This window comes from Mucilaginibacter sp. Mucisp86, from assembly GCF_047324315.1.
Lineage (GTDB): Bacteria > Bacteroidota > Bacteroidia > Sphingobacteriales > Sphingobacteriaceae > Mucilaginibacter.
Genome location: NZ_CP168503.1, coordinates 33,096 through 59,080 on the forward strand (window position 1 = coordinate 33,096; position 25,985 = coordinate 59,080).

The following is a 25,985-nucleotide window of genomic DNA, read 5'->3' on the forward strand; positions in this document are numbered from 1 at the left end:
GTTAGATGTTGTCCCTGTTAATTAAGAAAGAGAATTAAAACCTGCTTGCAAACTTTTTCATTTTGCTTTTCATGCTTCGGGTTGGCTCCTTGATGTAGCTATTTTTTTGGTAGATATAGCTATTGGCATGCAGTTCGCTCTTTACAGCGTTGAAGATCAGCTTCATTCTTGGCAGTTTATTATCACTGCTCAATTCATTTATAAAGCCTAATTCCTGGCTTGGGGTATAATCCTGCCTTATCACATACAAACACAGATCGCACATTGGTGAAATGATCGTAGCATCGGTTAAAATATGAACCGGGGGCGTATCTATAAGGATGTGGTCATATTTCAATTTCAGTTCGGAAATCAGGTTGGCCAGTTGCTTGCTTCCAAGCAATTCTGAAGGATTAGGCGGAACAGCACCACCACAAATGATGTGCAGATCATCCGAGATTTCAGACTTTTGGATTATTTGCGTTTGGTTTGCGTTACCTATAATATAATCTGTTAAACCAATGGTGGAATTTTTGAGGTTAAAGCGAGTAGCCAAAGTTGGGTTACGCAAGTCCAGTTCAACAAGTACTGTTTTTTTCCCTGCAATGGCCAAAACCGTACCGAGGTTACTTAACACAAAACTTTTGCCTTCGCCGGAGATACTTGAGGTAAAAAGTGTGGTTTTACCGGGATTATTATTGTTGTTGTGCAGATAGCTCAGCTTGGTACGCAAATCCCTGAACTGCTCGCCAATAAAAGTTTTTTGGTTAAGCACAACAATCGGATCTGTGGTATCCGAATCGGTGATTTCAATTAATACCGGCAACCCTGTACCTTCAATGACCGCACCTTTACTTGAAACCTTGTTTTTAAAAGCGTCCCTTCCGTATATCATACCTGTAGGTACAATGAGGCCAAATAAAAGCGCCATAGCATAAACCGACCCGGGAATTGGTGCGCTTTGTCCCCCGCTATGTGCCTGATCAATAATAGCAGCATCAGAAATTGTTGAGGCATAATCCAGGCTTAGCTCCTCTTTTTTCTGGAGCAGGTAAACAAACAGGTTTTCCTTGATTCCCTTCATACGGTCAATATCTTTCAGGTCCCTTTCCTGACCGGGTAGGCTGCGTATGGTTGACTGGTATGAAGAGCCAACGCTTTGCAAATTTCTCTGTGTTTCTAATAATGACGCCCGGGTTGTTTTTAAATTTTCCTTTAATGCAGTGCGTGTTAGTGCTATTTGTTGGTTTATGGGATTAAACAACGGGTTGCTCTCTGGTAATGTAGATAGCATTTTAGTACGCTCCAATTGCAAATCAGTTAAGCGATCAATATAGCTTTGCAAGGCCGGACTGTTGATGCCCAAGGTTGATGGTGCATTTCCTTTATTATCGTCGGAGTTGAGGTAACGATCAACACCATCCAAAACGCTTATCTGAATTTTAATATCATTAAGCTGTTTTTCGTTTGATTGAGCCCCTCCTACGTACTGAGACGACTGATCGGCAATTTCAGTGATGCCGCGCACACTTTTATAGCCGGTATATTTGTTTTCAACATTATTAAGTTCCTGTGTAATAGAACCTAAACGTTCTTCAACAAACTTGATGGTATTTTGGGTTGAGCGGCGCTTTTCTTCTACCGAAGCAGCCATATAAACCCTTATCAAATCGTCAACAATTTCGCGGCCACGCTCAGGCACTTCGTCCTCAAGCCTGAAAGCAACCATCGAACTTTTAGCTATAGGCGATTCATGGATAGCACCCTGATAATAACTTACAACATCATCTATCTCACGTAATTTTATCCTGATAGTTTTACCTATATAATGCTTAAAATCAGGAGTTTTATCAAGTTTCCAGGTACCAAAACTATTAACGAGGCTATTTTGAAACGCAAACCTGATTGACTTCTCTTTAGGCTGCTTTATTAAGAACGTGCTATCGCTTTCAATTACAACATCAAATATTGAATTTAAAGAGCCTTTCCCACGACTAATTAACTTAAACTCAACCGGTGTGGTACTGTAAATATCTTTATATGAATAATATGGCGTTCGTTCAAGGTAAGTGGTCCAAAGCTGCAAATCTTCTACCACCTGCTTTGTTACCGGGATTGAACTCATTAAACCCATTTGTTCATCAATGCCGGTTTGGGCTTCTGTTAAATTAATTGCTTCAAGAGCGGCCTTATTTGCTTCTTTTTGCTGGTCTTTAACCATTACTTTGGCATATATCTGATAAACAGGACGTTTATATTTAAGATAAAAAACAGCGAGCCCCAAACACACTGTTAGGAAAATCAGATATAAAGGCCAATGAAACAAGATCTTGTTAAAAAAGACCCTGGCTTTGGCCGAACCCGAATCAATAGAATTAGCAACCTCCATATTATGTTTTATTTATTGAAATAACTTTTAGAGCATTTTACTTAGTTACCTGGTAGGTAACCAATATCAGTGAGGCTATTGAAATTATGATTGGTAATATTTTAAATGTGGAGCTCTGACTTGCAAACTTATCTTTGCCAGGCTCAACATATATCAGGTCATTACTTTTAAGGTAGTAATATGGCGATTCGAACAGCCGTGGAGAGGTAATATCAATATTTATATATTTCCGTTTACCATCAACTTCTCTAACCAATAAAATATTTTTTCTGTTGGCTGTTGGGGTAAGGTCGCCGGCCCTGCTAAGTGCATCGGTAATTGAAAATCTCTCATCAGTAACAGAAAGCACATCAGGGTGTGCAACATCTCCCAATACTGATACCTTAAAATTCATGAAAGAAACTGACACTTCAGGCTCTTTTAGAAACGGGGTAATTTTGCTTTTAATAGTTGCCGCAGCATCCTCAAGCGAAAGTTGACCTACCTTAACACTGTGTACCAGCGGAAGCTGAATTTCACCGTCTTTATTAACCAGATAGCCGGTAGCTGGAGCCGCCGGGCCGTCGCTATCTTTGCCTTTGGCTGAAGATATAGTTGCAGGACTGCTGTTAAAAATTGCCGATCCATCGGCATTTAAACTTTTAACAGTTAGTGCCAAAACATCGCCGGGCTGTATAGTTGGCGGAGAAAAATTGGTGATCTTATAGCTCATTTCGGGGTTTCTTTCAAGCCCCTGGAAATAAATATTTTCCTTGTAGCTGGCGCAGGATGTCAGCAACACCATTAAAATTACACAAGTAGCAAATAATTGATTTTTCATCATGATTGATTTAATTATTTCTTTAAAAACAGGCCGCTGGTTTATCCCCCGGCATCTTAAAAGATGTTATTACAGCTTTGGCTGTTAGCAGACTATGATTAGCTGGAAAGCAACATTAAATGATTAAGTAATTGTTGCAACATTATTAGAGGAAAACCGTATAGCAGTGCAAATACATTTTATTTATTATCAAAAAGCAGATTTGCAATGGCACCAAACCTTCAAAAAAAAATTTACTTAACTGACTTTGAACAAAATCTGACTTTTGCGGGCTTCTTTAAATCATATAAAGAAGTAAATAATAAGGTCATTGCCACTTTGCAGGATATCGAAGTTTACGATTACGCTTCTTCAACTCCATTATTCAGTTTGCAGGAAATCACTTTAAAAAGGAGCAAGTGCAAAATTTACATTGAGGGTATTATTCCGGCCTGTTAAAGCAGTTGATTTTTCGTAAATCACTGAGGCTCCAATATCTTTTTGAGTGTGACCTTGGTTAAAGGCTTTATAATATAATCTAAAACAAAATCATATTTTTTTGACAAGGCCAGATCCGTTGGATCAATTGACGACGACATAATATAAACAGCTATTTTTTTTGCTAAACGGTGTTTTAGCTTATTATATTTATGTAGAAATGTAGCACCGTTCATGATATCCATGTTGATATCAACAAATATCATATCGGGCAATTCGTCACTGTTGGTTTTGTTTTCACTTAAAAAATCAAGAACTTTTGTTGCATCGAAATAATACTTAGTTTGAGGCACATATAAAAGATATGTGTCAATCATTCTTTGAATAATAAAATGCTGAATTGGCTCATCATCAATAAATATTAATTTCACAAAGGTTAGGTTTTGCAGAGGTTATGATTGAAAAGGCATTTTGCGGCCTGTATATGTCAGATAAAAAACAATTACATAAAACTCTTTAATAAAAACAATCATTTCTTTTCGTCCTGAAAAAAGATTGACATAAAATTTTATTTTCTTTGCGCCAATAATTAAACTATGAGTGAGCCCGTTACAAAAAGAATATATATAACCGATCTGAATGTTAACCTTACATTTTTGGGTGAGGTTAAGGCTTTTGAAAATAAGGATGGAAACATTACAGCTTCGTTGAACAATGTTACCGTGTATGAATACTCTTCATCTAATTATTTATACGCTCAATCTGAAATTTCTCTTTCAGGCCCTGCATCACGCTTCCATATTGAAGATGCAGTATAATTTTTTGTCTTAAATTAATCTGCATCCCTGTCTAATCTCAAATACTTAATTCCCTTATGTTCGGGGTATACAGTTTTTTGCATATTTAACATCATCCTCCTGATCACCTTGCTGATGTTAAGATGATTTTCGGCATAGTTACGGGCATTTAGTTTAATTTCGGAGTTATCGTTTGTACAGCAATCCAGGATAGCATTTTTCAAATGATCGATATCCTCGGGGGGAATAACAACCCCCATGCTGTTGTCGGTTATTACCTCATATAAAGTTGTACCCTGCTCCGCCGTTACCAGCGCTAACCCGCCAACCGCCAAAATGGTGGTAAGTTTTGATGGCATAACCAGGTCGGCAGCACTCTTTTTCTGCAACACCAGGTGAACATCGGCCATATTCAAAAAGCTGTTGAATAAATGGCGTTCCTGAAGCGGAAGAAAACTTACACTATCAAGCTGCTGTATCTTGGCACGCTGAATGAGTTTATCTTTATGAGGCCCGGTACCGCAGATAACAAACTTTATAAACTTATGCGCCCGAAGCTTTTCGGCTACATCCAAAATTGCTTCAATTCCCTGCTTTTCGCCTATGCTGCCCGAGTATAGCACCACTTTATCATTTGCATCAAAATTCCACACCAATTTCAATTCGGCATTGTTGTTTAAGGGGTAACAGGTATCAGTGTCAACCCAGTTAGGAAAAAAGGATATTTCGCGGTTGATTTTATAACTGATTTTTTTAAGCATCCCCTTAGAAATTGAACTTACAAAATCAACCTTTCGCATAATAAGTTTTTCCATTCCGAACAAAACCTTAAATGCTCTTTTTGACTTCAGCATATTCAAATCCCGTGCAGCCTCAATTTGCAGGTCCTGAATATGATAAATAATTTCACCGCGTTTAAAAAACCTGTAAAACAATCCTAAAAATCCTAAATGAAAAGGTGGGGCGATGCAAAAAATATAATCGTTTTTGGGTTTAAACAATAAGTAAATGAGCGTAAAAAAGGCCGACAGAAAAAAACTGGCTTCATGAACCAGCCGCTTTAAGCCGCCGGGTTTTTCAGGTATATATAAGGGGCACCTGTAAACGGTCAGCATGCCGTCTTTCAATACTTCACGCTTATAAAATTTGTTTGAATAAGGTGATTGTACTTTCCAGAAGGGGTAATACGGAAAAGATGTTACTACAGTGCATTTATAATTATTCTCAACAAACCATTCAACCATATCTCCGGTATATTTTCCAATACCTGTCAATTCTGGAGAAAAGTTAATGCCTATAACTAATATCTTTTTGCTCGATGCGTTTGGCCTGTTCATTTGATTAAGTTATCAGCGGGAGGATTCAGAATCCTGACTATTTTAAAACTCCTGTTGTGCCCAGATCACAATTCACTTAAAATTAATTTCCAGCTGCAGCTGTTTAATATACGGGCACGATAGCCCATGCTTTTTAGAAATTAAATTGACTTGAGGAATGTGGTCGCAGTAACTGTCCGATTGGTTAGAAACGTTAATTGATAATTGCGTATAGCTTCGCCATTTCGCTTACAGTGAGCTATTTTCAATCAAAAATTACTGTGCCGGTCTATTAATTCATTGTCAATGTTTAATTAAACATGAATTTTATTTAACACATTGATACAAAATTAGCCATATAATTTACTTTTCATCAACAAAACTGCCGATTGTTGTGAAATGTACAAAAGTGTGATATTATTCACATTCTTGTAACAAAGTAATAACCATTTACGTACGGGAAACCTCTATAAAAAGCACGGTAGAATAAATTCGCTTAACGGGGGCACTTTTCCGAAACATTTACACCTTTATTTAACAACAAGGAAAAATACACCTTTGAATAATAACCATAAGTTAAAAACACTTTTCGACTAACTATTCATTAATTTTTTTACCAATTTCATTATCTCGCTGGTTAAAAACGACCATCATCCACAACTGTTATTTGCTTAAACAACACCATAAAAACAGCGTATTTTTTATACCACACTTTTTCACAATTTGAAAACAAATTGTGTGAGGCCATGCGAATTATTAAACTAATTGGCGATTTTTATGAAAATAATACGCTACAAATTGAAAAACATTAGTTTGATTATCTACCTCATTTTCAAACAAATAAAAACCAAACTCGAATAACTATGATGAACAACGCCGTTTTACTCAAGCCCGCATCACCTAGCTGGATGGTTGTATATACCAGATCGAGATTTGAGAAAAAAATAGACAGAACTCTTAACGAAAACCGTATCATGTCTTTCTGCCCGGTTATTAAATCACTGAAAAAATGGGCAGATAGAAACAAAATGATAGAAACACCTTTATTTCCGTCATATGTGTTTGTGAAGGTAAACTCAGGCGAACAACTTAAGGTGAAGCAGGTTCCGGGAGTAATAAATTTTGTATCCTATTGCGGAAAGCCGGTTACTTTAAATGATGCGGAAATTGAACGCATAAAATCAATAGTTAATAACTATTCAGAAGTTGAGCTTATCAGCATTCAGAATTTAAACATTGGCAATAAAGTTAAAATAAAAGATGGCCTGCTATATAACTACCAGGGTGTGGTTACCCAAATTATGGGCAAAAACATATTAATGACCATTGAACAACTTAATTGTGTTTTAACGGTGAAAGTAAACATAGATCAAATATGTTTAAATGTTGCAAGTTAACTTTTTAAGATGTATTATTAACTTGTCGTTTATTTTTTATTATAATTATCAACTTAATCGAGGTTAAGATTGTTATTAAGCAGTTCAAAACTTATTTTATAAAAACTTATGGATTTGCACCATGGCGAAATAGTGGAAAAAGTGGTTAGGCGCAAAGGCTGCAGCATAAGCGAAATCGCACGATTCACTAACGTAAACCGTCGCTCCGTTTATTACTGGTTTAATCAAAAGTATTTAAAGCCAAAAATCATATATAAAATCGGGCTTTGCCTGAAACATGATTTTTCTGTCGAATTCCCCCACTTGTTTACAGAAGGTGAATTTGATAATATTAAAAATCAAGGCTATCAGGCACCAGATTATCATGCAGATGAGATAGAGGATTCTTACTGGAGGGATAAGTATATTGAACTGCTGGAGAAGTACAACAAAAGCCTTCTCGAAAACTCAAAAAAGAAATTTAATCAGCGATAGGCTCCTGGCTAAATTGATTACGCTTCGCTAAAAAATTATTTATATAAATAACAAGAAAACAACAACACCAACATATACTTATAACTTAGGTATATTAAAAATGCTTAATCCGGAAATTCTATTATTAAGAGCCGAATTAAGCATTTTAATTTTAGCCTGTACTTAGCCGGCAGCTTTCACTTCGTTTTGAGTTGATTTAAAGTTAACATCATATAACACCTGGCTATCTTCTATAACACGGTGCGCGTAACTAACGCCCATCCAGCGCTCAACAGTTACATTTTTACCTTCTAAAACTTTATAGTCTTTAAAGAAGCATTCTATCTCCTTAATAGTATGGGGAGGTAGTTCGCTTAAATCATTTATATAATTTACCGACATATCATTATTAGCAACGGCAATGATCTTATCATCCTGCTCGCCATTATCAATCATATGCATTACCCCTATCACTTTTGCTTCAATTATTGACATCGGAAAAACATCAACCGAACATAATACTAAAATATCAAGCGGATCTTCATCGTCGCAATAGGTTTGTGGGATAAATCCATAATTTGCCGGGTACATTACAGATGAGAACAGAACGCGGTCTAACTTTAAAAGTCCCGATTCTTTATCAATTTCATATTTTGCTTTTGAGCCCTTAGGGATTTCAATAACGGCGTTTACAACATAAGGAATCTTGGGCCCTGTTGAAACTTCATGCCATGGGTGCTGTGTATTCATTGGTAGTAATTTAATTTTATGCTTATTATTTTATGAAAGTACTAATAATTCGGCAATTTCATTGCCAAATCCCTATTCTATTTTTATACATTTTATTGCTCAGTTACTTCTCAACCCAACTTTCCTTTCACTTCTTCCTGATTTACAGGATAGTGTAACACAAGATTCGCTTAAAAAAACTTCAGCCAACACATTAAGTATACAAAGCAATAGCGGTTTTAGTATTAGATTACCTGCATTTAAAAAAGCAAGGACGGTCGAAACGATCATCAATTAACCCACAATTTTGTTTAGCAACAATGGGTAAATAATTTGGACATAGCATTTAAATTAGCCCGCTATTAGGTTAATTCCACATTAATTAACTATTAATATAACAAGGTTCTGATAGCAAAAATTTGGCACATATTTTCACAATTGCATTACAACCATATTAATTGTAACATTATTGTAACACATCAGGCATTTGCTTCCCATTATTTCTTTTATCAAACAACACGCAAATTTCAATTTAACAAATTTGGGAATAAAATTTCACATATTGTATACATTATTCCACACATCGCGCGTAATTAAATACACAGCATTTTATTTTTTTAAAAAAACACAAGAAAATAAATTACATAAAAGTTAAAATTATTCTGTAAAGTTGGAAATACCTTTTATCACCAAACCAACTTCTCCTATCAATTTCGTCAAGATTAAATTACGGGTACTGGCATAGATGTTGCAATACCCAGTTACCTAATGTTAGTTAGTTTATTGATTAATAACTAATTATTAATTAGCACCTAAGCTTATTTTGATTTAGTTTTTTAACTTTTTACAGCTAAAAATTATGCAAAAACATCACGGTCAAATTGTAGAAATACTCGTTAGAAAAAAAGGCTTCAGCATTACCGAACTCGCTCAGCATTCAGATGTAAGCAGAAGCGTGGTATACCAATGGTTTAACAGAAAAGAATTAAATGCAGATATTATTCACCGCATAGGCCGAATTGTAGACCATGATTTTTCGAAAGAATTTCCGGAATATTTTCCCAAAAACACCAATGCCCCCTATGATGTCAGAAACAGGGAAATGATGCGTCCAAATCATAACAGGGTAAACCTTTGGAAAGATAAGTACATCATTTTGCTGGAACAGTATATTCAATTGCTCTCTACAGAATAGATTATTTGTTAAACAAATTAGTATCTAAATGCAACTCCATGCATTTAGATACAAGGATAATATTATCACCTAATCCCTTCACAAATCGTAGTCAAATGCATAGCCCTTCTCCTTTTGTCAATACTTTGAAGAAGGAGGAGGAATTAAAAAGTTTCCTCATTTAGCTATCCACTCCGGAGCGTGCAATTTCGAGGCTACTGATCTCATTCATCGCCTTGTTATGAAAGCGAACGAAACATGTACGTTTTCGATACATACCTCGCACCAATCATCTAAATAAAATACTAACAATCAATGCATTAACCCAATGGCATTATATTTTAAACAAAACTTTTAAAGCTTTCCTTTTAGTTCTGTTTAAACCGTAACGTCATGATTAAAAACTACTTAAAAGTTGCATGGAGAAACCTTTTAAAAAATAAGGTTTCGTCTCTGATCAACATCGGCGGGCTCGCTATCGGTATGTCCGTTACTATCCTGATCAGTTTATGGATCTGGGATGAATTCTCATTCGATACATATCATCAAAACTATGACCGCATTGCCCAGGTAAGGACGCGACTTTTCGACCCGCATACCAAGGATCCCTATGCTAATTCATCAATGCAGGTGCCAATGGTAACGGAACTGAAAACCAACTATAAAGATAATTTTAAGCATATCGTTATGGCATCATGGGATGTTGATGATATTTTATCTGCCGGCGATAAGAAATTATCCAGAACAGGCTTGTTTATGGATCCGGGTGCGCCAGATATGCTCACTCTCAAAATGATTCACGGTTCAAGATCCGGATTAAAAGATCCTTATTCCATTATGCTGTCGCAATCAACCGCACAGGCTTTTTTTGGTGATAGCAACCCTGTAAATCAGGTAATGAAGATCAATAATAAATTGAATGTGAAAGTTACCGGAGTTTATGAAGATTTACCGCTCAACACTCAATTCAAAGACCTTAAGTTTATCTCACCTGCCGACTTATGGGTAATTGATAACCCCTGGATAAAACAGGCATCAACTGACTGGCAAAACCATTTTCTGAAAATTTATGTAGAAATCAGTCCTAACACAGATTTTGAAAAGGTTTCAAGAAATATCAAAGACGCTGAAATAAAAAACCTGAGCAACTTTAAAGACGAGGCTAAACTAAACCCGCAGGTATTTTTACACCCCATGCGCGATTGGCACCTGCATAGCTATAAAAGAGGTATTGCCGATAGCGGCCCCATGCAAATGGTATGGCTCATTGGTATCATCGGTACTTTTGTATTGCTCCTGGCCTGCATCAACTTCATGAACCTAAGCACCGCCCGTTCAGAAAAGCGAGCCAAGGAAATAGGTATAAGAAAAGCCATAGGCTCCATGCGCAAACAGCTGATAGGACAGTTTTATAGCGAATCTTTTCTGATTGTGTTACTCTCGTTTCTCGCATCACTCATTTTGGTGAGATTATCGTTACCCTGGTTCAACAATCTATCAGGAAAACAGGTAATGATGCCATGGCAAAATGTTTATTTCTGGCTTGCCTGTACTGGCTCTATTTTCATAACCAGTATTATAGCAGGAAGCTATCCTGCTTTGTACTTGTCATCTTTCAATCCGGTAAAAGTATTGAAAGGCACATTTAAAGTTGGCCGTTTTGCTGCCATTCCGCGTAAAGCACTCGTAGTAGTACAATTTACAGTATCGGTTGCTTTAATCATTTGTACCATTATTGTTTACCGGCAAATCCAGGTAGCCAAAAACCGCCCGGTAGGTTATACCCGCGAAGGATTGGTGATGATCGAAAAAAAATCGAGCGACTTTGACGGAAAATACGATTTGCTACGTTCAGAGCTCAAAAACACCGGTGTAGTAACGGAAATGTCCGAATCATTCGGCAAGGTTACCGAAATAGCTTCGGGCAATGGCGGTTTTACCTGGCGGGGCAAAAACCCTAACCTTGAAGACCAATTTGGCACTTTACCTGTAACTTTTGAATATGGCAAAACGATTGGCTGGCAATTTGTAAACGGGCGCGATTTTTCGAGGAATTTTATAACTGATTCATCCGGCATCGTCATCAACGAATCGGCTGTTAAATACATGGGGTTAAAAAACCCAGTTGGTGAAGAGGTAAGCTGGAAATTCCAGGATCAGGCAGTAAAACATTATAAAATACTGGGCGTGGTTAAAGATATGATTATGGAATCGCCTTATGCGCCAATGTATCCAACTATATTCATGATCAAAGGTCATGTACCTACAAGCTTGATCAATATCAAAATTAAACCGAATGTAAGCGCAAGTAAAGCATTACCTAAAATAGAAGCTGTTTTCAAAAAGCTAATTCCATCGGCTCCGTTTGAATATAAATTTGCTGACGACGAATACGCTGCAAAATTTGCCGCCGAAGAGCACATAGGCAGGTTGGCCTCTGTTTTTGCAGGTTTGGCTATTATTATCTCATGCCTTGGTCTCTTCGGTTTGGCTTCATTTGTGGCCGAGCAACGGGTAAAGGAAATTGGCGTTCGCAAAGTTTTAGGCGCATCTGTGTTCAATTTATGGAGATTGCTTTCTAAAGACTTCGTTTTACTGGTGATGATATCCTTATTAATTGCCTCTCCCCTTGCTTATTATTTCATGAACAAGTGGCTGCAGCACTATCAGTTCCGCACCGAAATTTCCTGGTGGGTATTCGCGGCTACGGCAGCAGGAGCGTTCCTGATAACTTTGTTTACGGTAAGCTATCAAAGCATCAGGGCCGCGCTTGAAAACCCGGTAAAGAGTTTAAGAAGCGAATAATAACAATCAATAAACTACAGGTGCAGGCTGGCGTGATTTAAGGTTTATGATTGTGCGGTTAGCCGATGGGAATAAAATCACCACCAAAATAAGAGCAAGCAACACCCAGCTGATGAGCTGATAGTAATCAACAGCAAAACGCAGCTGGGCTTGCGCATTGATATTTTTGTTCAGTAAGCCGTTGGCTATTTTCGCGGCCTGATCGGCAGCTATACCTTTGCCTGTTAAAGCTTGCTTATATACAGCTAATTTTTGAACAGCAAGCGGGTTTAACTGGCTCAATTGCTCCTGGAAACGATTGGCATGATCATTTTGCCTGTATAATTGAAAATAATTGATAAGCGCTATACTACTGCTAAAGCCCGTAAAACGCATAAAAATACCAACTGCAGAACCGGTTGTACCATATTGAACCGGAGATGACGAAATTACAAAAAGGATTACCGGTGTCATCAGCATACCTGCACCTAAACCCTGCAATATTACCGGGATAATCAGATCTTCGGTATTAACCTGCGATGAAAAAACAAAGCACATATACACATGAAACGCCAGCAACAAGGTAAAGCCTAAAATAAGGATATGCCGCAAAGGCTTTTTCATCAGCAAAAACCTTGATGATATGGTTACGCTGACAATAATACCTGCCAGGTTATAAATAAGCAGATACCCAACATGGATTGGATCCATCCCCATGGCGCTGCTCATAAATGACGTAGTAACACCAAACGCTCCACGACAGATATAAAACACAAACAACAACAGCGCTGCCAACACAAATTTGCGGGATTTAAAAGCCTGAATATGAAAATAAGGACGCTTTGAACTAAGCTGCCTGAATACAAAAACGGCAAACAGTGCGATAACTATGGCAACGCTGTAAATAATCCGTTTGTCATCAAACCAATCATACTGCTGACCGTAAACCATAATGTAGCCTATCAAACAAAGTCCGGCCGAATAAATGACAAAACTGGCCCAATCCAATTGGTACAAAGGCAACTTACGGCTAAGACGCACATTGTTCATGATGATACACATCAATATCGCTCCCGGTAAAAAGGAGTAAATAGCACATTTGTATATCACATTGAAATTAAAATCATCAATAATAGATGCCGTAAATAAGGTTGACAGGGGCGACACGCATAGCAGGATGCAATAAACAACCGAATAGCCAATTTCCTTTGATCGTTCGCTATGCAAACGGGTAAACATCAGGGTGAGGGTAATGCTGAGACTTGCACAGGTTAGCATGCCCTGCATATATCTAAAAATCAACAACACAAAAAAAATGTGCACGTAGTAACAGATATAACAGGTAGTTACCAGCAATAATACACTGATGAGCAAATAAGTTTTACTGGCAATATTTCTGAAGAAGCGTTTTTCCAATACCACAAAGCTTGCTGTTGCAGCATACAGTATGATCATCGAGTATTGCGCATCATTTGGACTGATACCGTAATAACCTGCAGCCGCTCCCACATTACTGATAGACAGGGAAAACAAAATTATACCGGGCAATACAACCAACAACAATGTGATACGGATCAACCATTCGGGTACCCAGGGCTTAAAAACAGGGGTTAGATTGCTCATGGCTGTTAGTTTTTGGGTACGGTTACACTGGCGTTCATACCTGCACTTAAAAAGTTAGCGGCTTTACTATCAATTTTTATTTTTACAGGGATACGTTGGGTAATCTTCACGAAGTTACCGGTAGAGTTATCAGGCGGCAACAACGAAAAACGCGAACCAGTTGCCGGTGACAATGAAAGGATCTCCCCTTTTATTTTCCTGTCGGGATAAGCATCTGTAGTAATTTCCACACCACCGCCTATGTGCATATTGTGCAACTGTGTTTCTTTAAAGTTAGCTACTACCCACAAACCGGTTTCTTTATCAACGATATAAGCGAGCGTTTGACCTAACTGAATTTGCTGACCAGGCTGAATAGTCCTCTTACCCATTTTACCATCATATGGTGCAGTTACAACGGTATAAGAAACGTCAAGCTCGTTACGCTGCAATACCAACTCACGGCGTTTTATTTCGGATAGTACCGGCGAAATTTGCGAACGGCTGTCATTTACTTTTGACAGCGATGCCTGGTAATTATTTAATGAAGCCTGATAATCAGACCGGGCTACATCAAGGGCGCTCTGTACATTTTCCAATTGTTGTTTAGTGGCCGATTCTGCTTCATATAGTTTGGTGAACCGGTCAAATTCCTGCTGGGCTTTAACCAATTTAGCTTTGGTAGCAGCTATCTGTACTTTGTTTACTTCCGCTATTTTAGCAGCAGTTTCTACATTACTTTCCAACACACTCACCTGCTCGCGTGCGTTTTGCAAGCCTGCACCGGCTTCCTCCTGTTGTATTTGATATTCGCGGTTATCGATAATGAGCAGGGTATCTCCTTTTTTTACATCCTGATTTTCATCATACCGTATCTCTTTTACAAAACCGCTTACCCTTGCCGTAATCGGGTTAATGTAAGCCTCAACCTGGGCATCATCGGTTTCTTCATAGTTGTACAGGTGCAGCAAAGTTATAATACCCCATACCAGTAAGCCAACAGCAACTATGCCGGCTATCCACGTAGTTATTTTAGTTATTAACTTATCAGTTGCGGTATAAGTGTTTATATGTTTGTTCATGATTAAAGTTTCCCGGTTACGTTTTGTAATTGATAATATTGAAGTTGAGCGGCTATCCTGGCAGCAGCCAGATCAAAGCGGGTCTGTAATAACTGCGTATCCGCATCAAGCAGGTCAGTTATCAGCGAAAGCTGGTTAAAGTAAGTATTGTTCACAATTCGCCTGTTTTCGGTAGCTTGCTGTACATTGGTTTTGCTTACATCCACCCTGTTTAACGCTTCTTTATACCTGAGCCAGGCTTCGTTTACCTGCTGACGGATACCATCCTCTGTTTGGGCATGCTCAATTTCCTGGCTTTCCAGATCGAGCCTTGCCACTTTTACTTTATGGCTGTTATGATAAAATGATGAAATAGAAAACGAAGCTTTTACACCGGCAAAACCCAAACCGTATAAACTCGGCGAATATGGATAAAACAGGATTTGGGGGTAGCTATAATTATAAGCCGCAAACAAACCTACTTTAGGCGATATGTTTGCCTTTACATTCTTCAATTTCAGTTTGCTTAGCTCTGTTTCCTGTTCGGATATCTTAAGCTGATAAGCATTCTTTCCCGCATCAGTTAAATACTCATCGTAAGTTTCCTTTCCCGTGGTGTCCAGTTGCACCGCTTCAACAGGGACAACACGTTGCTCATCGGGCAAGCCTATCAGGATGTTCAACTTTTGATTGGCTATCGCGAGGTCATTATCTAATTGAACCAACGAGAGTTTTTGTTTGGAGAGTTTTAACTCGGCCCTCAGCACATCGCTCTTTAATACCACACCATTTTTTTGGAGTGTTTTGATTTGTAAAAGCTGTTTTTCCTGCGCTGCGATATCTTTCAGCAGCAGATCTTTAAATATGATACTACGTTGCATATCGAGGTAATAAGCCGCGGCACGTAGCTTCACTTCAGATACGGTTAATTTTTGCTGTTCGCCGGCTATATTATGCTCACGTTTACGGGCGTCGATCTCCAAATTGGTTTTATTCCCGTTGTAAATGTTTAAATAAGCCTCTCCACCCACGGTATAGGTAGTGTGCAAAACCGGAAATTGAGTTGGCGTATTAAAAATGCCGTTTTCGTAAACCGGCATATTGCTTACCCGGGCATATTCGCCGTTAATGCCAATCTCGGGCAAACGTTCGGCTTTGGCATCTTTAACGGCTTCCGCACTGCTTGTTACACGTAATTGCTTAATTTGAACGGCTTTGCTGTTAATGGCTGCTTTTTGCCAAACCTGTGCTATGGTTAAAGGAAGGTTTTTGCGGGTATCAGCTATGGGTTGTTGTGCTTTTATTGAAATGCCCAACAACAAAACTGGCAACAAGGCCAGATAAAATTTACTATTAAAGTTCATGGTGATTTAATAGCACAAAGTTCGGTAGTTGTTAAAAGCTTATTTTATTTAAATTTGCCAAATGCTTATTCATTCCAGCCAAAACATAGATGCGGTTACTGCCGAAAACTTTTTCAGGGATATAGATAAACATCCTGAATCAGTTTATGTAATTAACTGGAAAACAGAACGAAACTTCCCAAACCACAGCCACAAAAAAGGACAGTTGATTTATATTGAAGGCGGGATCGCATACATCCACCTAACCGATAAAACTTTAGTGATACCAGCAAGGCACTATGTGTGGATTCCGGGTGGTATGATGCATTTTGTGGAGATGCATAAATCTGCAGTTACGCGTACGGTGTATTTTTACTGGCACGATGATGATAGTAACCCTTTTTACACGAAAGGCGGCATCTACCCTATCAACAATTTATTATTACAGATGCTTATTTACTCCGAACGGTGGAACGGTGATGTACACCCCGATGAACAGGCATTTCATTTTTTAGCGGGAATAAAAGCGATACTACCAGAGATTAGCAAAAAAGCATTACCTGTAGCGCTGCCCACTACCGATAATCCCCGGATGCACCCGGTATTGGATTATATGAATGAAAATGCTTTTGAACCTTTAACCCTATCATCTGTTAGCGAAGAAACCGGTTTCAGCGAAAGGACACTTTCGCGCCTGTTTCAATCAACCCTGCACACTTCATTTTTGCAGTATTTTAAGCTACTAAAAATGGTTAAATCCATTGAGCTGATGCTTCAAACTGATATGTCCATGAGCGAGATCGCCTACAAATTGGGCTATAACAGCTTATCTGCCTTTAGCGCTATATTTTACCAGTTAACTAAGATCAGGCCATCGGCATTCGCTAAACAGTTGAGATGATTACATCAAATGTTCCAATATCCTAATGCTTGCATCACTTACATCGCTTTCTTTAAAGGCCTTGCTTTCATAAACCTCCTTGCACCATTTGATCACTTTATCATCAGGGTATTTCTTGACTTCAGCATTTAACCAATTAATCGCCGCCGCGTTGCTATCTAATTTTTCAATAGCCCAGGCACTAACCAAGTGATTAGCCGAAAGGAAATTACTTACCGTATTATCAATTTGAGGTTTAAAGGCAGTTATTTTTTGCAGATACTGTGCAGCTTCATCAGTGTTGCCCATTTTTTTATAACACAGATAACTCATCCAGTCTTCCAGACGCTCATCGATATTTTCGACATAAGGCTTACCTACGCCGAGATTTGCCGGCCATTTTTTAGCTTCGGTTATATAAGTTAAAGCAGCATTATAGTTTTTAGCATCAAGTTTTTGAACCGCCTGCATTAATTCGGTTTCCCTGTACAACTCACGGCCAATAGTTGCGCCTTCAAACGGTAAAATATCAATCCCCGATAAAAGCTTGCCGCATTCTCTATAGCGCTTATTGAGCAGCAATGTTTTGGCGTATAACATGCCTATGATGTAATTATCGGGATGCGATCTATAAAACGGCTCAACGGTGATTAATGCTTTGGCATATTGCTTATTATTAACATAATACTCGCCAAGCAACTTGTTGTAGCGCCAGCCTTTATCAAGCTTGGCTGCCGTGTTTAGATCGGCCAGGACATCGTCGCCTGTTTCGATGGCAGCTCTTGCCGCATAAAAAGGTACAAAATCGGGCAGGTTGCCGCATTCAGCAAATAGTTTTTTGCTCTCATCAATACGATTACGGTCTTTATAAAGCAGCGCCAGGAAATACTTTGGCTTCCAGTTATTGCTTTGTTGCATAGCCCATTGCAACACCTCTTCATCGCTGTTGCGGAAAGGGAACACAAATGCAGCCGTTGCCGCATTGGCTTTCTTTAAAAATTCATTGAAAGGTCTGCCAGCCTTACTTTGCAAAAATGCAAGCTTGTAATACACCAGTGCATTAACCGGTGAAAGCTGTAAAACCTTTTCACTTTCGCTCAAACAGCCATTTTTATAATACCAATCCGCCAGATCAAAGTAACTTTCAATGGGCTGTTCATTTCGGATCATGGCTGTAAAGGCTGTTTTATTAGCCTCGGATGGCTGTGCCAAATATTGCTCAAACTGGGCAAAATGATTAAGCGGTTCATAAGTCAATATCGTATCTAAAACCTTTGCAGCATTCTTATTATCGTTCGAATGACGGTAAGCTACAGCCTGTACCTGTAATGAAGAAATATCTAAACGATTAAAATCCAGCGCCTTTGAAGCAAACTCGAGAGCCTTTATATCGTTCTTTTCTTTTAGATATAAACTACCTAAAGCTGAGTAAGCAGCATTGCGGTATTCAACCGATAAACCGGCCATATCAAAACCATCTTTAGCATCAGTCACATTACCCAGCTGCGCATTGATAGTGCCATAATAGTAGTTTGCAGCACCATCATTAGTATTGATGCTTAACGCAGTTTTGGCAAAGACCAAAGCTTCGGCATAACGCATATCACGGCACATTAATGCGGCCGACTGCACCAACGCAGGTAAAAGGTATGGATCTTTTTTTAATGCTGCCTGCAGTTTTTCTTCAGCTTCGGGGTACATTTTTTGATCCATAAACTCCCTGCCCTGGGTATATAGGCCATAGGCGCTGTTCCAGTCAAAATCTTTCGGCAAATCAACCGGGCGACTGAGGTTATCAGCTTCGGGGTTTGAATTATAGATCAGTTTATTACCACCCAAAGTTACCAGCATATCTCCAGCATCTGCCTTAACCGAATCGGCAAATAATTGAAGCGGCTGTAATGTTACTTTTTTGCTGTAGATCACTTTATCGCCCTGCTTTACCTTCAGCGTATCGGCTATTTTTTGAACCGGGTTAAAATAAAGTCTTATCCAGCCGCCGCCGGATTTGACGTTCAGCGCGCCATAGTTATTGGTCTGTACAAAGCCTTTAGTTTTCAATACAGGGTACCAGTATTCCGTCCAGGTATCTGATGAGCCCGGGGCAAAGCCTTTGTGTTTGAAAGGTGTAAAAGTACTTTTAACGGCAGTTTGGTTAAATAACCTACCCGATTGAATTTCGGAATATTGACCATCGCTATCAGTAAGCTGTTTTTCCCAGATCATGCCCTGATCTGACAGTCCCCAGATCCAGATCTTTTTACCTGCTTTATCCTCATGACCACCATACCTAGCCATACCAAAATCATCGTTATGCCAGTAAGCGCCAAAAAAATCGGTGTATTTGCCAAACACATGGTATGATTTATACCCGCCAAAATTGTTATTATCATAAAAGGCAAGGTCCTTCCCGTTCTGTTTATTGACAGGCCAGTCGGCATACTCGCCCTGGTGACCGAGGTATTTGGTGCCGGGGAAAATATATTCAAGTTTACCACTGGTTTTGATCCCGGTATTCATCCAGTGGTAATAAGGCTGTTCAAGTGGTGTTGAGTTATGCCAGAAAGATTTGGTCGTAAAGTAAGCCTTATCTGCCGGAAGATTTACTTCCATTGTCCAGGTGGTGTTGGTAAGCAGATCGAGTACGCTGATAAAACAGCTTACGCTACTATCGGCATTTGTACGGGTCAGGTAGTCGACCGGAGTAACCGAATTTGGTGTATGCCCGATGATACCATAATTAGGCTCGATGCCGCCGCTTGTCCAGGGCCCACGCATGGCGATATCCCTGAATTTCACTACATGGTTTTCATAAACAATTGGCTTACCTGTCGATTTTTCAATGGCCGACCAAATTTTGCCGCCAATCTGAGGTAAAATGGTTAACCTGATGTACGCGTTTTCCAACTCGACTATTTTCCAATCCTTTTGCACCGGTTTATCCGTAAACCCGTCATAACGGAAATATGGATAAATATTGGTGAATGCCGGTATCGGGTTAGGATCCGAAAAAGGATAAGTGGTAATAGCCTTAGTATACTCACGCACATTTGCCGTTTGCTGGGCAAATACTTTCAGGCCGCCAACGCAAAGGCATACGGCGATAAACCATTTTTTATTCATTACCGTGTTATTTAATGATCAACAGCCAGCCTTTACCTTTTTCAACCGGAATCCTGTCATTCAAGCCAAATGTTTTGCCCGGCTGAAAGCTTTTAATTTCGGGAGCAGTAATAGTTGCTTTGGCAGGATCGACGCCCAATTTTTTCCAGTCGATATTTAATTGAAAATCGGTATCAGCATCTTCCCAACTGGCAACGGCTACCATTGCCGCACCATTCTTTTGGTAAACAGTTGCTATCACTTTGACCTTATCGGTTTTCACCGGATTATCATCAACCCAGTAACCAATCATTTTTGTGCCTTTCATGCCAAAATTATCCCAGGCTTTCCAAATCGGGCGCGGATCGGCACCATCGCTCCATGGCATACGGTTGGTCATCCCGTAAACCATACCACGCCATTTATTACCTCCGCCTTGCAGCATCTCCCCCATTAAACCAAACGGTATACCGCTTACTTCGGTCAGGAAGAAATCAGGATCGTTTTTTTCGTAGTCGAAATACTCGCCAAACCACAAACGGTTGAGGTAAGGAAAATGCTCCATGTACAGGTTGGCGCTGTTATTAAACCCATCGCTTTTATTGTATTGATTAGCAGAGTGCAGATCAATAATCCCCGGGTGACCATCTTTGGTCAGTACGCGTTTGATGCGTTTCATGGTAACACGGTCAAAAGCCACATCGTCCAGGTAAATACCGTCGATACCTATGTTTTGGGTTAGCCAGTTCATTCCCTCTACATAGTAGTTATGCCAGCGGTTCATGCCGCTGTTAATGATGGCCGCGTCTTTAATCTCGGGTACAAACCATGCAGCTATGTAATCATCTCCCACATGCTCCTGCAACCAGCTAAAACCTCCGCCCTTACCCGGCGAATAAATTTCATGCCCCAAACTGCGTAAAGCAAATGTTTCGTATGCATGATTTGATAGCTCACGGATGGTATTGTAGATCTTCACCTTTAGCCCCGCCGCATGTGCCGAATCATCATAGGCTTTCATTTTTTGCCAGGCGATGAAAGGATAATTAATAGTAGGATTTATAGCCGTGGCATGGTGGATATTGATAAGCGTTGCACCTGCACTTTTGATAGTATCAATAGGTTTGTATGAATGATAGAACCTCGTAGCCCACTGAAAATCGGTATTGATAGTATGGAAAGGCGTTACCAGCAGGGTAAAGTTATAATACAGCTCATCCCCTTTTTTCAGATCACGCTCGCCGCTGTAGTTATTAGCCAGCACCGCTTTACCATCAAAGGCCACTTTAATGCCACCTTTATTATCATTGCCCCATGAGGTAGGCAGCAATAAAGGTTTTTGCAGATAAAAATTGGTATTCAGCGGACGAACATATTTTTCATCTCTTAATGAATACTGCAAACCACCGTTCACATTCCCTATCCAGGCGCCATCCTGGTTTTTATGGGCTACATCCCACTTCCATTCAAAGTTTTCGGGACGGTAGCCGCCTTTTTGGCCAAGGCCCATCATGTATTTGGCAAAATCCTTTTTAAAAGGAATGTGCATGGTAATATCTTTCAGGCTAACGTCATGCAAGGCTTTTACCTTTACCGTGTAAGCCATGAAACCATCAAATTCTAATGAAGCAATTACGTCCATCTGCAGGCTATCATTGGCGCTTACTGCCGTCCACTGCACAGTACCTGCTTCTTTTCTGGTGAATTGCACACCCTGGCTTTTCAGGTTTATCTTTTTCCCGGCGGCGTCAATAAAATGAAAGTGGATACCTTCTGTAAGCAGGTTATTCGGAGCTGCGGCATACTCCGTCATTTCAGGGGTAAAATAAGTTTGGATCTGTTTTGGGAAACCATCCTTGTTTACTTCTACTTTACGGCCTAACAGACTTACTGTATTACCATTTACCTCAAGCGGGGTATACGGTGCAATAACGGTATTTTGCTGTGCCATGGTTGAGTTTAACCAACCAAGGCGAGTCATTTTATAAGGCTCGCTTACACCGCCGTCTTTCGATACTTTGGTAGTTACTTTTATAGATAAAGCAATTGTTTTTGTCGGCTTTCCGCCAATGCTGATTGTGGCTTTACCTGTATAAACTGAAGGTAAAATGGCCGCGGGCACATCAATTCCGCACCATAAGGCCTGGATATCACCTTTGGTTACGTTTACTACTTTAGTAAGCGGTTTAGCATCGTATGTAGTACCTCCGGTATTGATGCAAAACAGTGCCGAAGCCGGAATAACCTTACCAGTGGCTGATTTAAGGTCACTGAATGTTACCTGCACATTTTCGATATTCTGCAACGCATAAATACCAAGCTGAAATGCAAAGTTTTCTCCGCGGGCAGCTTCACCAGTATATGTGGTCCGTGGACCAAACTCTATCCAGCGTTGCGGCAGATCTTTGGTCATTCGGATGGAATTCATTCTGTCTTCCGGAAAAACCAAAAATGCTTCAGACTTATGTTTGTTCAGCAATGCCTCAGTCTCTGCTTTGGTAGCAATTACCTCCATCGGATAAAAACTGTTAAAAGCATCTATCGACTGAAATTCTTTTACCGAAGCTAAAGGAGCTTTACCATTTATGGTATTAAGCCATTCAATCGAAGCTGTATTTTCTGGTTTAAGGTAAACACCTTTAGGATAGTTTGAGCGCCCCTCATTTTTATAAGGCATGTAATACACAAAATAAGCGCCCTTGCCCGATGTTGGCTCAAAATACAGCTCGCCGCTTTCACGGTTTATTAAGCCGATTTTTACGTTAGTAATTTTTTGTTTGGTTTTAGCATCCTCAATAATGATCCGCTTGTTTTCGGGCTCATTATCCCTGCGTCTCCAATTGATCACGGCTTTAGCCACTTTACCTGTGCCGTTAAAAGTTAATACCACACGATGGTTGCCTAATGAATCGGCCAGCCAGCATTTTTCGCAATTGGTATAAGGTACTTTTTGTGCCGATGCCGCGAAGCCGGTTAAAAGAAAAGTGATAGCTAAAAATTGTTTTTTCATGAAATAAACTTAGTCAGTCTTTTTATAATATCTTTTTGGAAGATTTTTTATTCCCTCCCCTGGGAGGGGTGCGTTCGGACCGCGCGGTGGCGGGGAGGGGTTTTGCGCTATGCAAACTAAAATAAGCCTATCGTAGAAACCCCTCCCTACACTCTCCCAAGGGAGGGAATCGCGCTATCCCACGCTTTCTGCATCCGTGCAACCAATCGAACGGTCACTTATTTTAAATAGCCGGAGTAATCCCCTTTCCTTCCCAATAGTCAATTATCGGTTTATATGGCCCATATTTATGCTGTTCTTCTGAAAAAGGATCTTTAAAAGGCCCTTTATCATAATCAATCGCTTTTTCTTCGTAATGCGGATAATCAACCTCTTTGGTGGTTTTAGGCAACGGACGTTTGTGTTTTTTATCGTCGTTTACAAAAGCTGCAATATCAAGCGCCTGGGCATCGGTCAGGAACGGTTTGCCTTCGGCGGTTTTATCATAAGGCATGTTACCCTTTAACCATTGCGCTAATTTAACCACACGGTGCATACTTGAACCCGGACGATAGGCCAATAATCCCCATACCGGCGGATATTCATAGCTTACATTATCAAAACGCATTTTACCTTCGCCGTTTTTAGCATGGCATCGCTCACAATTTTGAGCGTACAGAACCTCGCCCCTGTCTGATGAAGCCGCTACATCCGGCAGCTCGACCTCCATGTTTTTTAAACCTTTCGTGGTTTTAGAAACATTTGACGAATCGCTCAAAAACTTCAGGTAAGCCATGATCGAGATCATCTCTTTGCCATCCAATGGCAGCGGTTTGCCCAGGTTAGGGCGCATTACACAATTGTTGATGCGCTCGGCCAAAGATAAAATCCTGCCCTCTCTTGCCCTATACTGTGGATAATCACGAAATGACCTTACCAGATTAAAAGCGTATGGCCTTGTGCCTGCATCGCGGTGGCAATTGGTGCAGTTCATTTTATTGCCGGTGTAATGGCCGTTAACCCCTTCGGGGCCAATATAGTATGCGGTATGCAACATCAGTTCGCGGCCATAACGCACCGCATCACCGTATTTACCGCCGGGCATTTTGGAGGTATCCACAGCAACCAAGTTATTCACGGCTGCCGAATCAACTTTATCCGCCTCTTCGGCCCTGCTGCCGCTGCATGATACTAATTGCGTCGCGTTAGCCAAAGCAAATAATAGCAACAGGAAAGTTATATATTGATATTTCTTTTTCATTTTTAATGATCTATGGTTTTAAAAATGGATCAAGTTGTTCGTATTTGATAAAACCGGCACGGTAAGTGGGTACCGATGTTTCCATCGTCCATTGTAAAACGCCTTTATTGTTTGCCAGCACCACAATGTGCCTTTTTGAGCAGCATACCAGCGTAGTTGTATCATTGATCATGTAAGCGCTGCCCATCCTGCCGTTAAAAATTTCTTTAGGCAATTTGATATGCATGGCGATGGCTGAGGTCTGGGCTTTCTCATCAATTTTCATTGCATACACGCCCGACTGGTGTTTCTCCACCCCGTTATCAAAAAACATAAGGTTTCCCTGCTTATTAATGTGGGCGGCGTGGGCTTGGGTAAAGTTGCAGTCGGCAGGCATAGCAATCGTGCCACCCTTACCAAACTTGTAAATTACTTTACCATTATGCGAATCTATCTTCCAGATCTGCCCGTTGTTATAAAACGACATCAGGTAGTTACCATCAACATCATAGTTAAGGCTGTTGGCATGCATCCAGTCTTTCTTAGTTTTCAGGATCTTAGGATCTTTCAGCGGATCCATTACATCAAACACACTCCACTTATAAAGCTGTTTACCTGTTTTATCCATCACCATAATGCCATCGCCGTTAACAGTATCCTGCTTGCCGCCACCAACTGATGTGAGATCCATGATTTTTTTATCAACAAAAATGGTTACCAGCTGGCCTTTATCGTTCTTCAATATTTCGTGATGAATGGTTTGTTTAAAATCGCCCTGCCCTTTGGTGAGGTGGAGCAAAGTATCGCCCAGCATATTGATCTCCAAAATCTCGCTGCCGTAACTTGTAGGTTCGTCGTTGCGGCCTAAAATAGAAAGCAAGGTTTTATCCTTTGTAAAGTTGATCACCTTAAATCCCAGCCTATCAATCATGTGGTACCACCTGATCTGTCCTTTAGCATCAACCAAAAACGCCACACCGGGCGCATAACGTTTATTGATAAGCATTAAACCATCATTGAACTGTGCTGGCAAGGTGGCTTTCGCGGCAACTTTTGCATTAAATTGCTCCTGCAAAAACAGTGGTAACTGGTGCGATTTAAAGGTATGGGGTTTGCTCACAACCGTATCGCCACCATCTACAGTTACGATATGATATGAGTAAGTGGTATCAGGCAAAATATTGCAGAGTACAAGCTTATACGATGTGCCGTTGCCGGTGGTGGTCGACCGGTATTTTACCGGCTGCTTACCTTCTATCCAGTATTCGGCGTACAGATCAACAGGCTTGCTGGTCATAACATCAAGCTTAATCTTTAACTCGTTGTTGTTGTACAAACCTATATGAATTTCTTTTACCAAGTTACCGCCCGAACAACCACAGATGATTGAAACTAATAACCCCGCCGCTAAGACTTTAAACCAATGCTTCATCACTAAATTTTGTAATACCGGTTAAACAGTAAAGAATATACAACCTTTTACAAGCTATATATTCTTTACCAATATTTGAAT

The 25,985-nt window shown here is 39.9% G+C and carries 19 protein-coding genes; 7 read left to right on the top strand and 12 right to left on the bottom strand.

What is annotated here, in order from left to right; all coding sequences use genetic code 11:
• Nucleotides 1–34 precede the first annotated feature (34 nt).
• Both ACEN9X_RS00090 and ACEN9X_RS00095 read right to left on the bottom strand, forming a co-directional pair.
• A complete protein-coding gene (locus ACEN9X_RS00090; protein WP_413668464.1) occupies nt 35–2,368 on the bottom strand; it encodes a GumC family protein in 2,334 nt (777 codons plus the stop codon).
• A 37-nt stretch (nt 2,369–2,405) separates the two neighbouring features.
• Nucleotides 2,406–3,188, bottom strand: coding sequence for a polysaccharide biosynthesis/export family protein (locus ACEN9X_RS00095; protein WP_413668465.1), 783 nt, complete (start codon nt 3,186–3,188; stop codon nt 2,406–2,408).
• Nucleotides 3,189–3,395: 207 nt separating this feature from the next.
• On the opposite strand from ACEN9X_RS00095, the gene ACEN9X_RS00100 reads away from it, so the two are divergent.
• Nucleotides 3,396–3,626 carry a hypothetical protein gene (locus ACEN9X_RS00100; protein WP_413668466.1) on the top strand — a complete coding sequence of 77 codons (231 nt, stop codon included), beginning with the start codon at nt 3,396–3,398 and terminating at the stop codon, nt 3,624–3,626.
• Nucleotides 3,627–3,646: 20 nt separating this feature from the next.
• Here ACEN9X_RS00100 and ACEN9X_RS00105 read toward each other — a convergent pair whose 3' ends face one another.
• A complete protein-coding gene (locus ACEN9X_RS00105; protein ID WP_413668467.1) occupies nt 3,647–4,036 on the bottom strand; it encodes a response regulator in 390 nt (129 codons plus the stop codon).
• A 165-nt stretch (nt 4,037–4,201) separates the two neighbouring features.
• Between ACEN9X_RS00105 and ACEN9X_RS00110 the strand changes: the two genes are divergently transcribed.
• Nucleotides 4,202–4,423 carry a hypothetical protein gene (locus ACEN9X_RS00110; RefSeq protein ID WP_413668468.1) on the top strand — a complete coding sequence of 74 codons (222 nt, stop codon included), beginning with the start codon at nt 4,202–4,204 and terminating at the stop codon, nt 4,421–4,423.
• A gap of 14 nt (nt 4,424–4,437) precedes the next feature.
• On the opposite strand, the gene ACEN9X_RS00115 is transcribed toward ACEN9X_RS00110, so the two are convergent.
• Nucleotides 4,438–5,739: a WcaI family glycosyltransferase gene (locus ACEN9X_RS00115; protein ID WP_413668469.1), complete on the bottom strand. Its 1,302-nt coding sequence runs from the start codon at nt 5,737–5,739 to the stop codon at nt 4,438–4,440.
• A gap of 887 nt (nt 5,740–6,626) precedes the next feature.
• Between ACEN9X_RS00115 and ACEN9X_RS00120 the strand changes: the two genes are divergently transcribed.
• Nucleotides 6,627–7,115, top strand: a complete 489-nt coding sequence (locus tag ACEN9X_RS00120) for a UpxY family transcription antiterminator (RefSeq protein WP_413668470.1) — start codon at nt 6,627–6,629, stop codon at nt 7,113–7,115.
• A 108-nt stretch (nt 7,116–7,223) separates the two neighbouring features.
• The gene (locus ACEN9X_RS00125; protein ID WP_110587465.1) at nt 7,224–7,589 is read left to right on the top strand and encodes a hypothetical protein; all 366 of its coding nucleotides are present in this window, start codon (nt 7,224–7,226) and stop codon (nt 7,587–7,589) included.
• Between the two features lie 162 nt (nt 7,590–7,751).
• On the opposite strand, the gene ACEN9X_RS00130 is transcribed toward ACEN9X_RS00125, so the two are convergent.
• Nucleotides 7,752–8,318, bottom strand: coding sequence for an inorganic diphosphatase (locus ACEN9X_RS00130; RefSeq protein ID WP_413668471.1), 567 nt, complete (start codon nt 8,316–8,318; stop codon nt 7,752–7,754).
• 838 nt (nt 8,319–9,156) lie between these two features.
• On the opposite strand from ACEN9X_RS00130, the gene ACEN9X_RS00135 reads away from it, so the two are divergent.
• Both ACEN9X_RS00135 and ACEN9X_RS00140 read left to right on the top strand, forming a co-directional pair.
• Nucleotides 9,157–9,492 (top strand): hypothetical protein, encoded by a 336-nt coding sequence (locus ACEN9X_RS00135; protein WP_413668472.1) that lies wholly within the window; start codon nt 9,157–9,159, stop codon nt 9,490–9,492.
• A 372-nt stretch (nt 9,493–9,864) separates the two neighbouring features.
• Nucleotides 9,865–12,276, top strand: coding sequence for an ABC transporter permease (locus tag ACEN9X_RS00140; RefSeq protein WP_413668473.1), 2,412 nt, complete (start codon nt 9,865–9,867; stop codon nt 12,274–12,276).
• Nucleotides 12,277–12,282: 6 nt separating this feature from the next.
• On the opposite strand, the gene ACEN9X_RS00145 is transcribed toward ACEN9X_RS00140, so the two are convergent.
• From ACEN9X_RS00145 to ACEN9X_RS00155, 3 genes are read right to left on the bottom strand one after another with little or no spacing between them, the layout of a single operon-like run.
• Entirely contained in the window at nt 12,283–13,878 is a 1,596-nt protein-coding gene (locus ACEN9X_RS00145) for an MFS transporter (RefSeq protein ID WP_413668474.1), read from the bottom strand.
• Nucleotides 13,879–13,883: 5 nt separating this feature from the next.
• A complete protein-coding gene (locus tag ACEN9X_RS00150) occupies nt 13,884–14,939 on the bottom strand; it encodes an HlyD family secretion protein (RefSeq protein WP_413668475.1) in 1,056 nt (351 codons plus the stop codon).
• A gap of 2 nt (nt 14,940–14,941) precedes the next feature.
• Nucleotides 14,942–16,282: a TolC family protein gene (locus ACEN9X_RS00155; protein ID WP_413668476.1), complete on the bottom strand. Its 1,341-nt coding sequence runs from the start codon at nt 16,280–16,282 to the stop codon at nt 14,942–14,944.
• 61 nt (nt 16,283–16,343) lie between these two features.
• Here ACEN9X_RS00155 and ACEN9X_RS00160 point away from each other — a divergent pair, with 61 nt between their 5' ends.
• On the top strand, nt 16,344–17,162 hold the full coding sequence (locus tag ACEN9X_RS00160; RefSeq protein ID WP_413668477.1) for an AraC family transcriptional regulator: 819 nt from the start codon (nt 16,344–16,346) through the stop codon (nt 17,160–17,162).
• Here ACEN9X_RS00160 and ACEN9X_RS00165 read toward each other — a convergent pair whose 3' ends face one another.
• From ACEN9X_RS00165 to ACEN9X_RS00180, 4 genes are all read right to left on the bottom strand, one after another.
• The gene (locus ACEN9X_RS00165) at nt 17,163–20,264 is read right to left on the bottom strand and encodes a DUF5107 domain-containing protein (protein ID WP_413668478.1); all 3,102 of its coding nucleotides are present in this window, start codon (nt 20,262–20,264) and stop codon (nt 17,163–17,165) included. It abuts the gene before it with no gap.
• Between the two features lie 7 nt (nt 20,265–20,271).
• Nucleotides 20,272–23,253, bottom strand: a complete 2,982-nt coding sequence (locus ACEN9X_RS00170; RefSeq protein WP_413668479.1) for a glycoside hydrolase domain-containing protein — start codon at nt 23,251–23,253, stop codon at nt 20,272–20,274.
• A gap of 223 nt (nt 23,254–23,476) precedes the next feature.
• A complete protein-coding gene (locus ACEN9X_RS00175) occupies nt 23,477–24,493 on the bottom strand; it encodes a c-type cytochrome (protein ID WP_413668480.1) in 1,017 nt (338 codons plus the stop codon).
• Between the two features lie 10 nt (nt 24,494–24,503).
• Complete coding sequence (locus tag ACEN9X_RS00180; RefSeq protein ID WP_413668481.1) at nt 24,504–25,769, bottom strand: aryl-sulfate sulfotransferase; 1,266 nt, start codon at nt 25,767–25,769, stop codon at nt 24,504–24,506.
• Nucleotides 25,770–25,985: the final 216 nt, after the last annotated feature.

Coding starts and splice junctions, on each gene's coding strand:
- ACEN9X_RS00090 (WP_413668464.1), bottom strand. CDS start 2,368: ATGGAGGTTGCTAATTCTATTGATTCGGGTTCGGCCAAAGCCAGGGTC.
- ACEN9X_RS00095 (WP_413668465.1), bottom strand. CDS start 3,188: ATGAAAAATCAATTATTTGCTACTTGTGTAATTTTAATGGTGTTGCTG.
- ACEN9X_RS00100 (WP_413668466.1), top strand. CDS start 3,396: ATGGCACCAAACCTTCAAAAAAAAATTTACTTAACTGACTTTGAACAA.
- ACEN9X_RS00110 (WP_413668468.1), top strand. CDS start 4,202: ATGAGTGAGCCCGTTACAAAAAGAATATATATAACCGATCTGAATGTT.
- ACEN9X_RS00115 (WP_413668469.1), bottom strand. CDS start 5,739: ATGAACAGGCCAAACGCATCGAGCAAAAAGATATTAGTTATAGGCATT.
- ACEN9X_RS00120 (WP_413668470.1), top strand. CDS start 6,627: ATGGTTGTATATACCAGATCGAGATTTGAGAAAAAAATAGACAGAACT.
- ACEN9X_RS00125 (WP_110587465.1), top strand. CDS start 7,224: ATGGATTTGCACCATGGCGAAATAGTGGAAAAAGTGGTTAGGCGCAAA.
- ACEN9X_RS00130 (WP_413668471.1), bottom strand. CDS start 8,318: ATGAATACACAGCACCCATGGCATGAAGTTTCAACAGGGCCCAAGATT.
- ACEN9X_RS00135 (WP_413668472.1), top strand. CDS start 9,157: ATGCAAAAACATCACGGTCAAATTGTAGAAATACTCGTTAGAAAAAAA.
- ACEN9X_RS00140 (WP_413668473.1), top strand. CDS start 9,865: ATGATTAAAAACTACTTAAAAGTTGCATGGAGAAACCTTTTAAAAAAT.
- ACEN9X_RS00145 (WP_413668474.1), bottom strand. CDS start 13,878: ATGAGCAATCTAACCCCTGTTTTTAAGCCCTGGGTACCCGAATGGTTG.
- ACEN9X_RS00150 (WP_413668475.1), bottom strand. CDS start 14,939: ATGAACAAACATATAAACACTTATACCGCAACTGATAAGTTAATAACT.
- ACEN9X_RS00155 (WP_413668476.1), bottom strand. CDS start 16,282: ATGAACTTTAATAGTAAATTTTATCTGGCCTTGTTGCCAGTTTTGTTG.
- ACEN9X_RS00160 (WP_413668477.1), top strand. CDS start 16,344: ATGCTTATTCATTCCAGCCAAAACATAGATGCGGTTACTGCCGAAAAC.
- ACEN9X_RS00165 (WP_413668478.1), bottom strand. CDS start 20,264: ATGAATAAAAAATGGTTTATCGCCGTATGCCTTTGCGTTGGCGGCCTG.
- ACEN9X_RS00170 (WP_413668479.1), bottom strand. CDS start 23,253: ATGAAAAAACAATTTTTAGCTATCACTTTTCTTTTAACCGGCTTCGCG.
- ACEN9X_RS00175 (WP_413668480.1), bottom strand. CDS start 24,493: ATGAAAAAGAAATATCAATATATAACTTTCCTGTTGCTATTATTTGCT.
- ACEN9X_RS00180 (WP_413668481.1), bottom strand. CDS start 25,769: ATGACCAGCAAGCCTGTTGATCTGTACGCCGAATACTGGATAGAAGGT.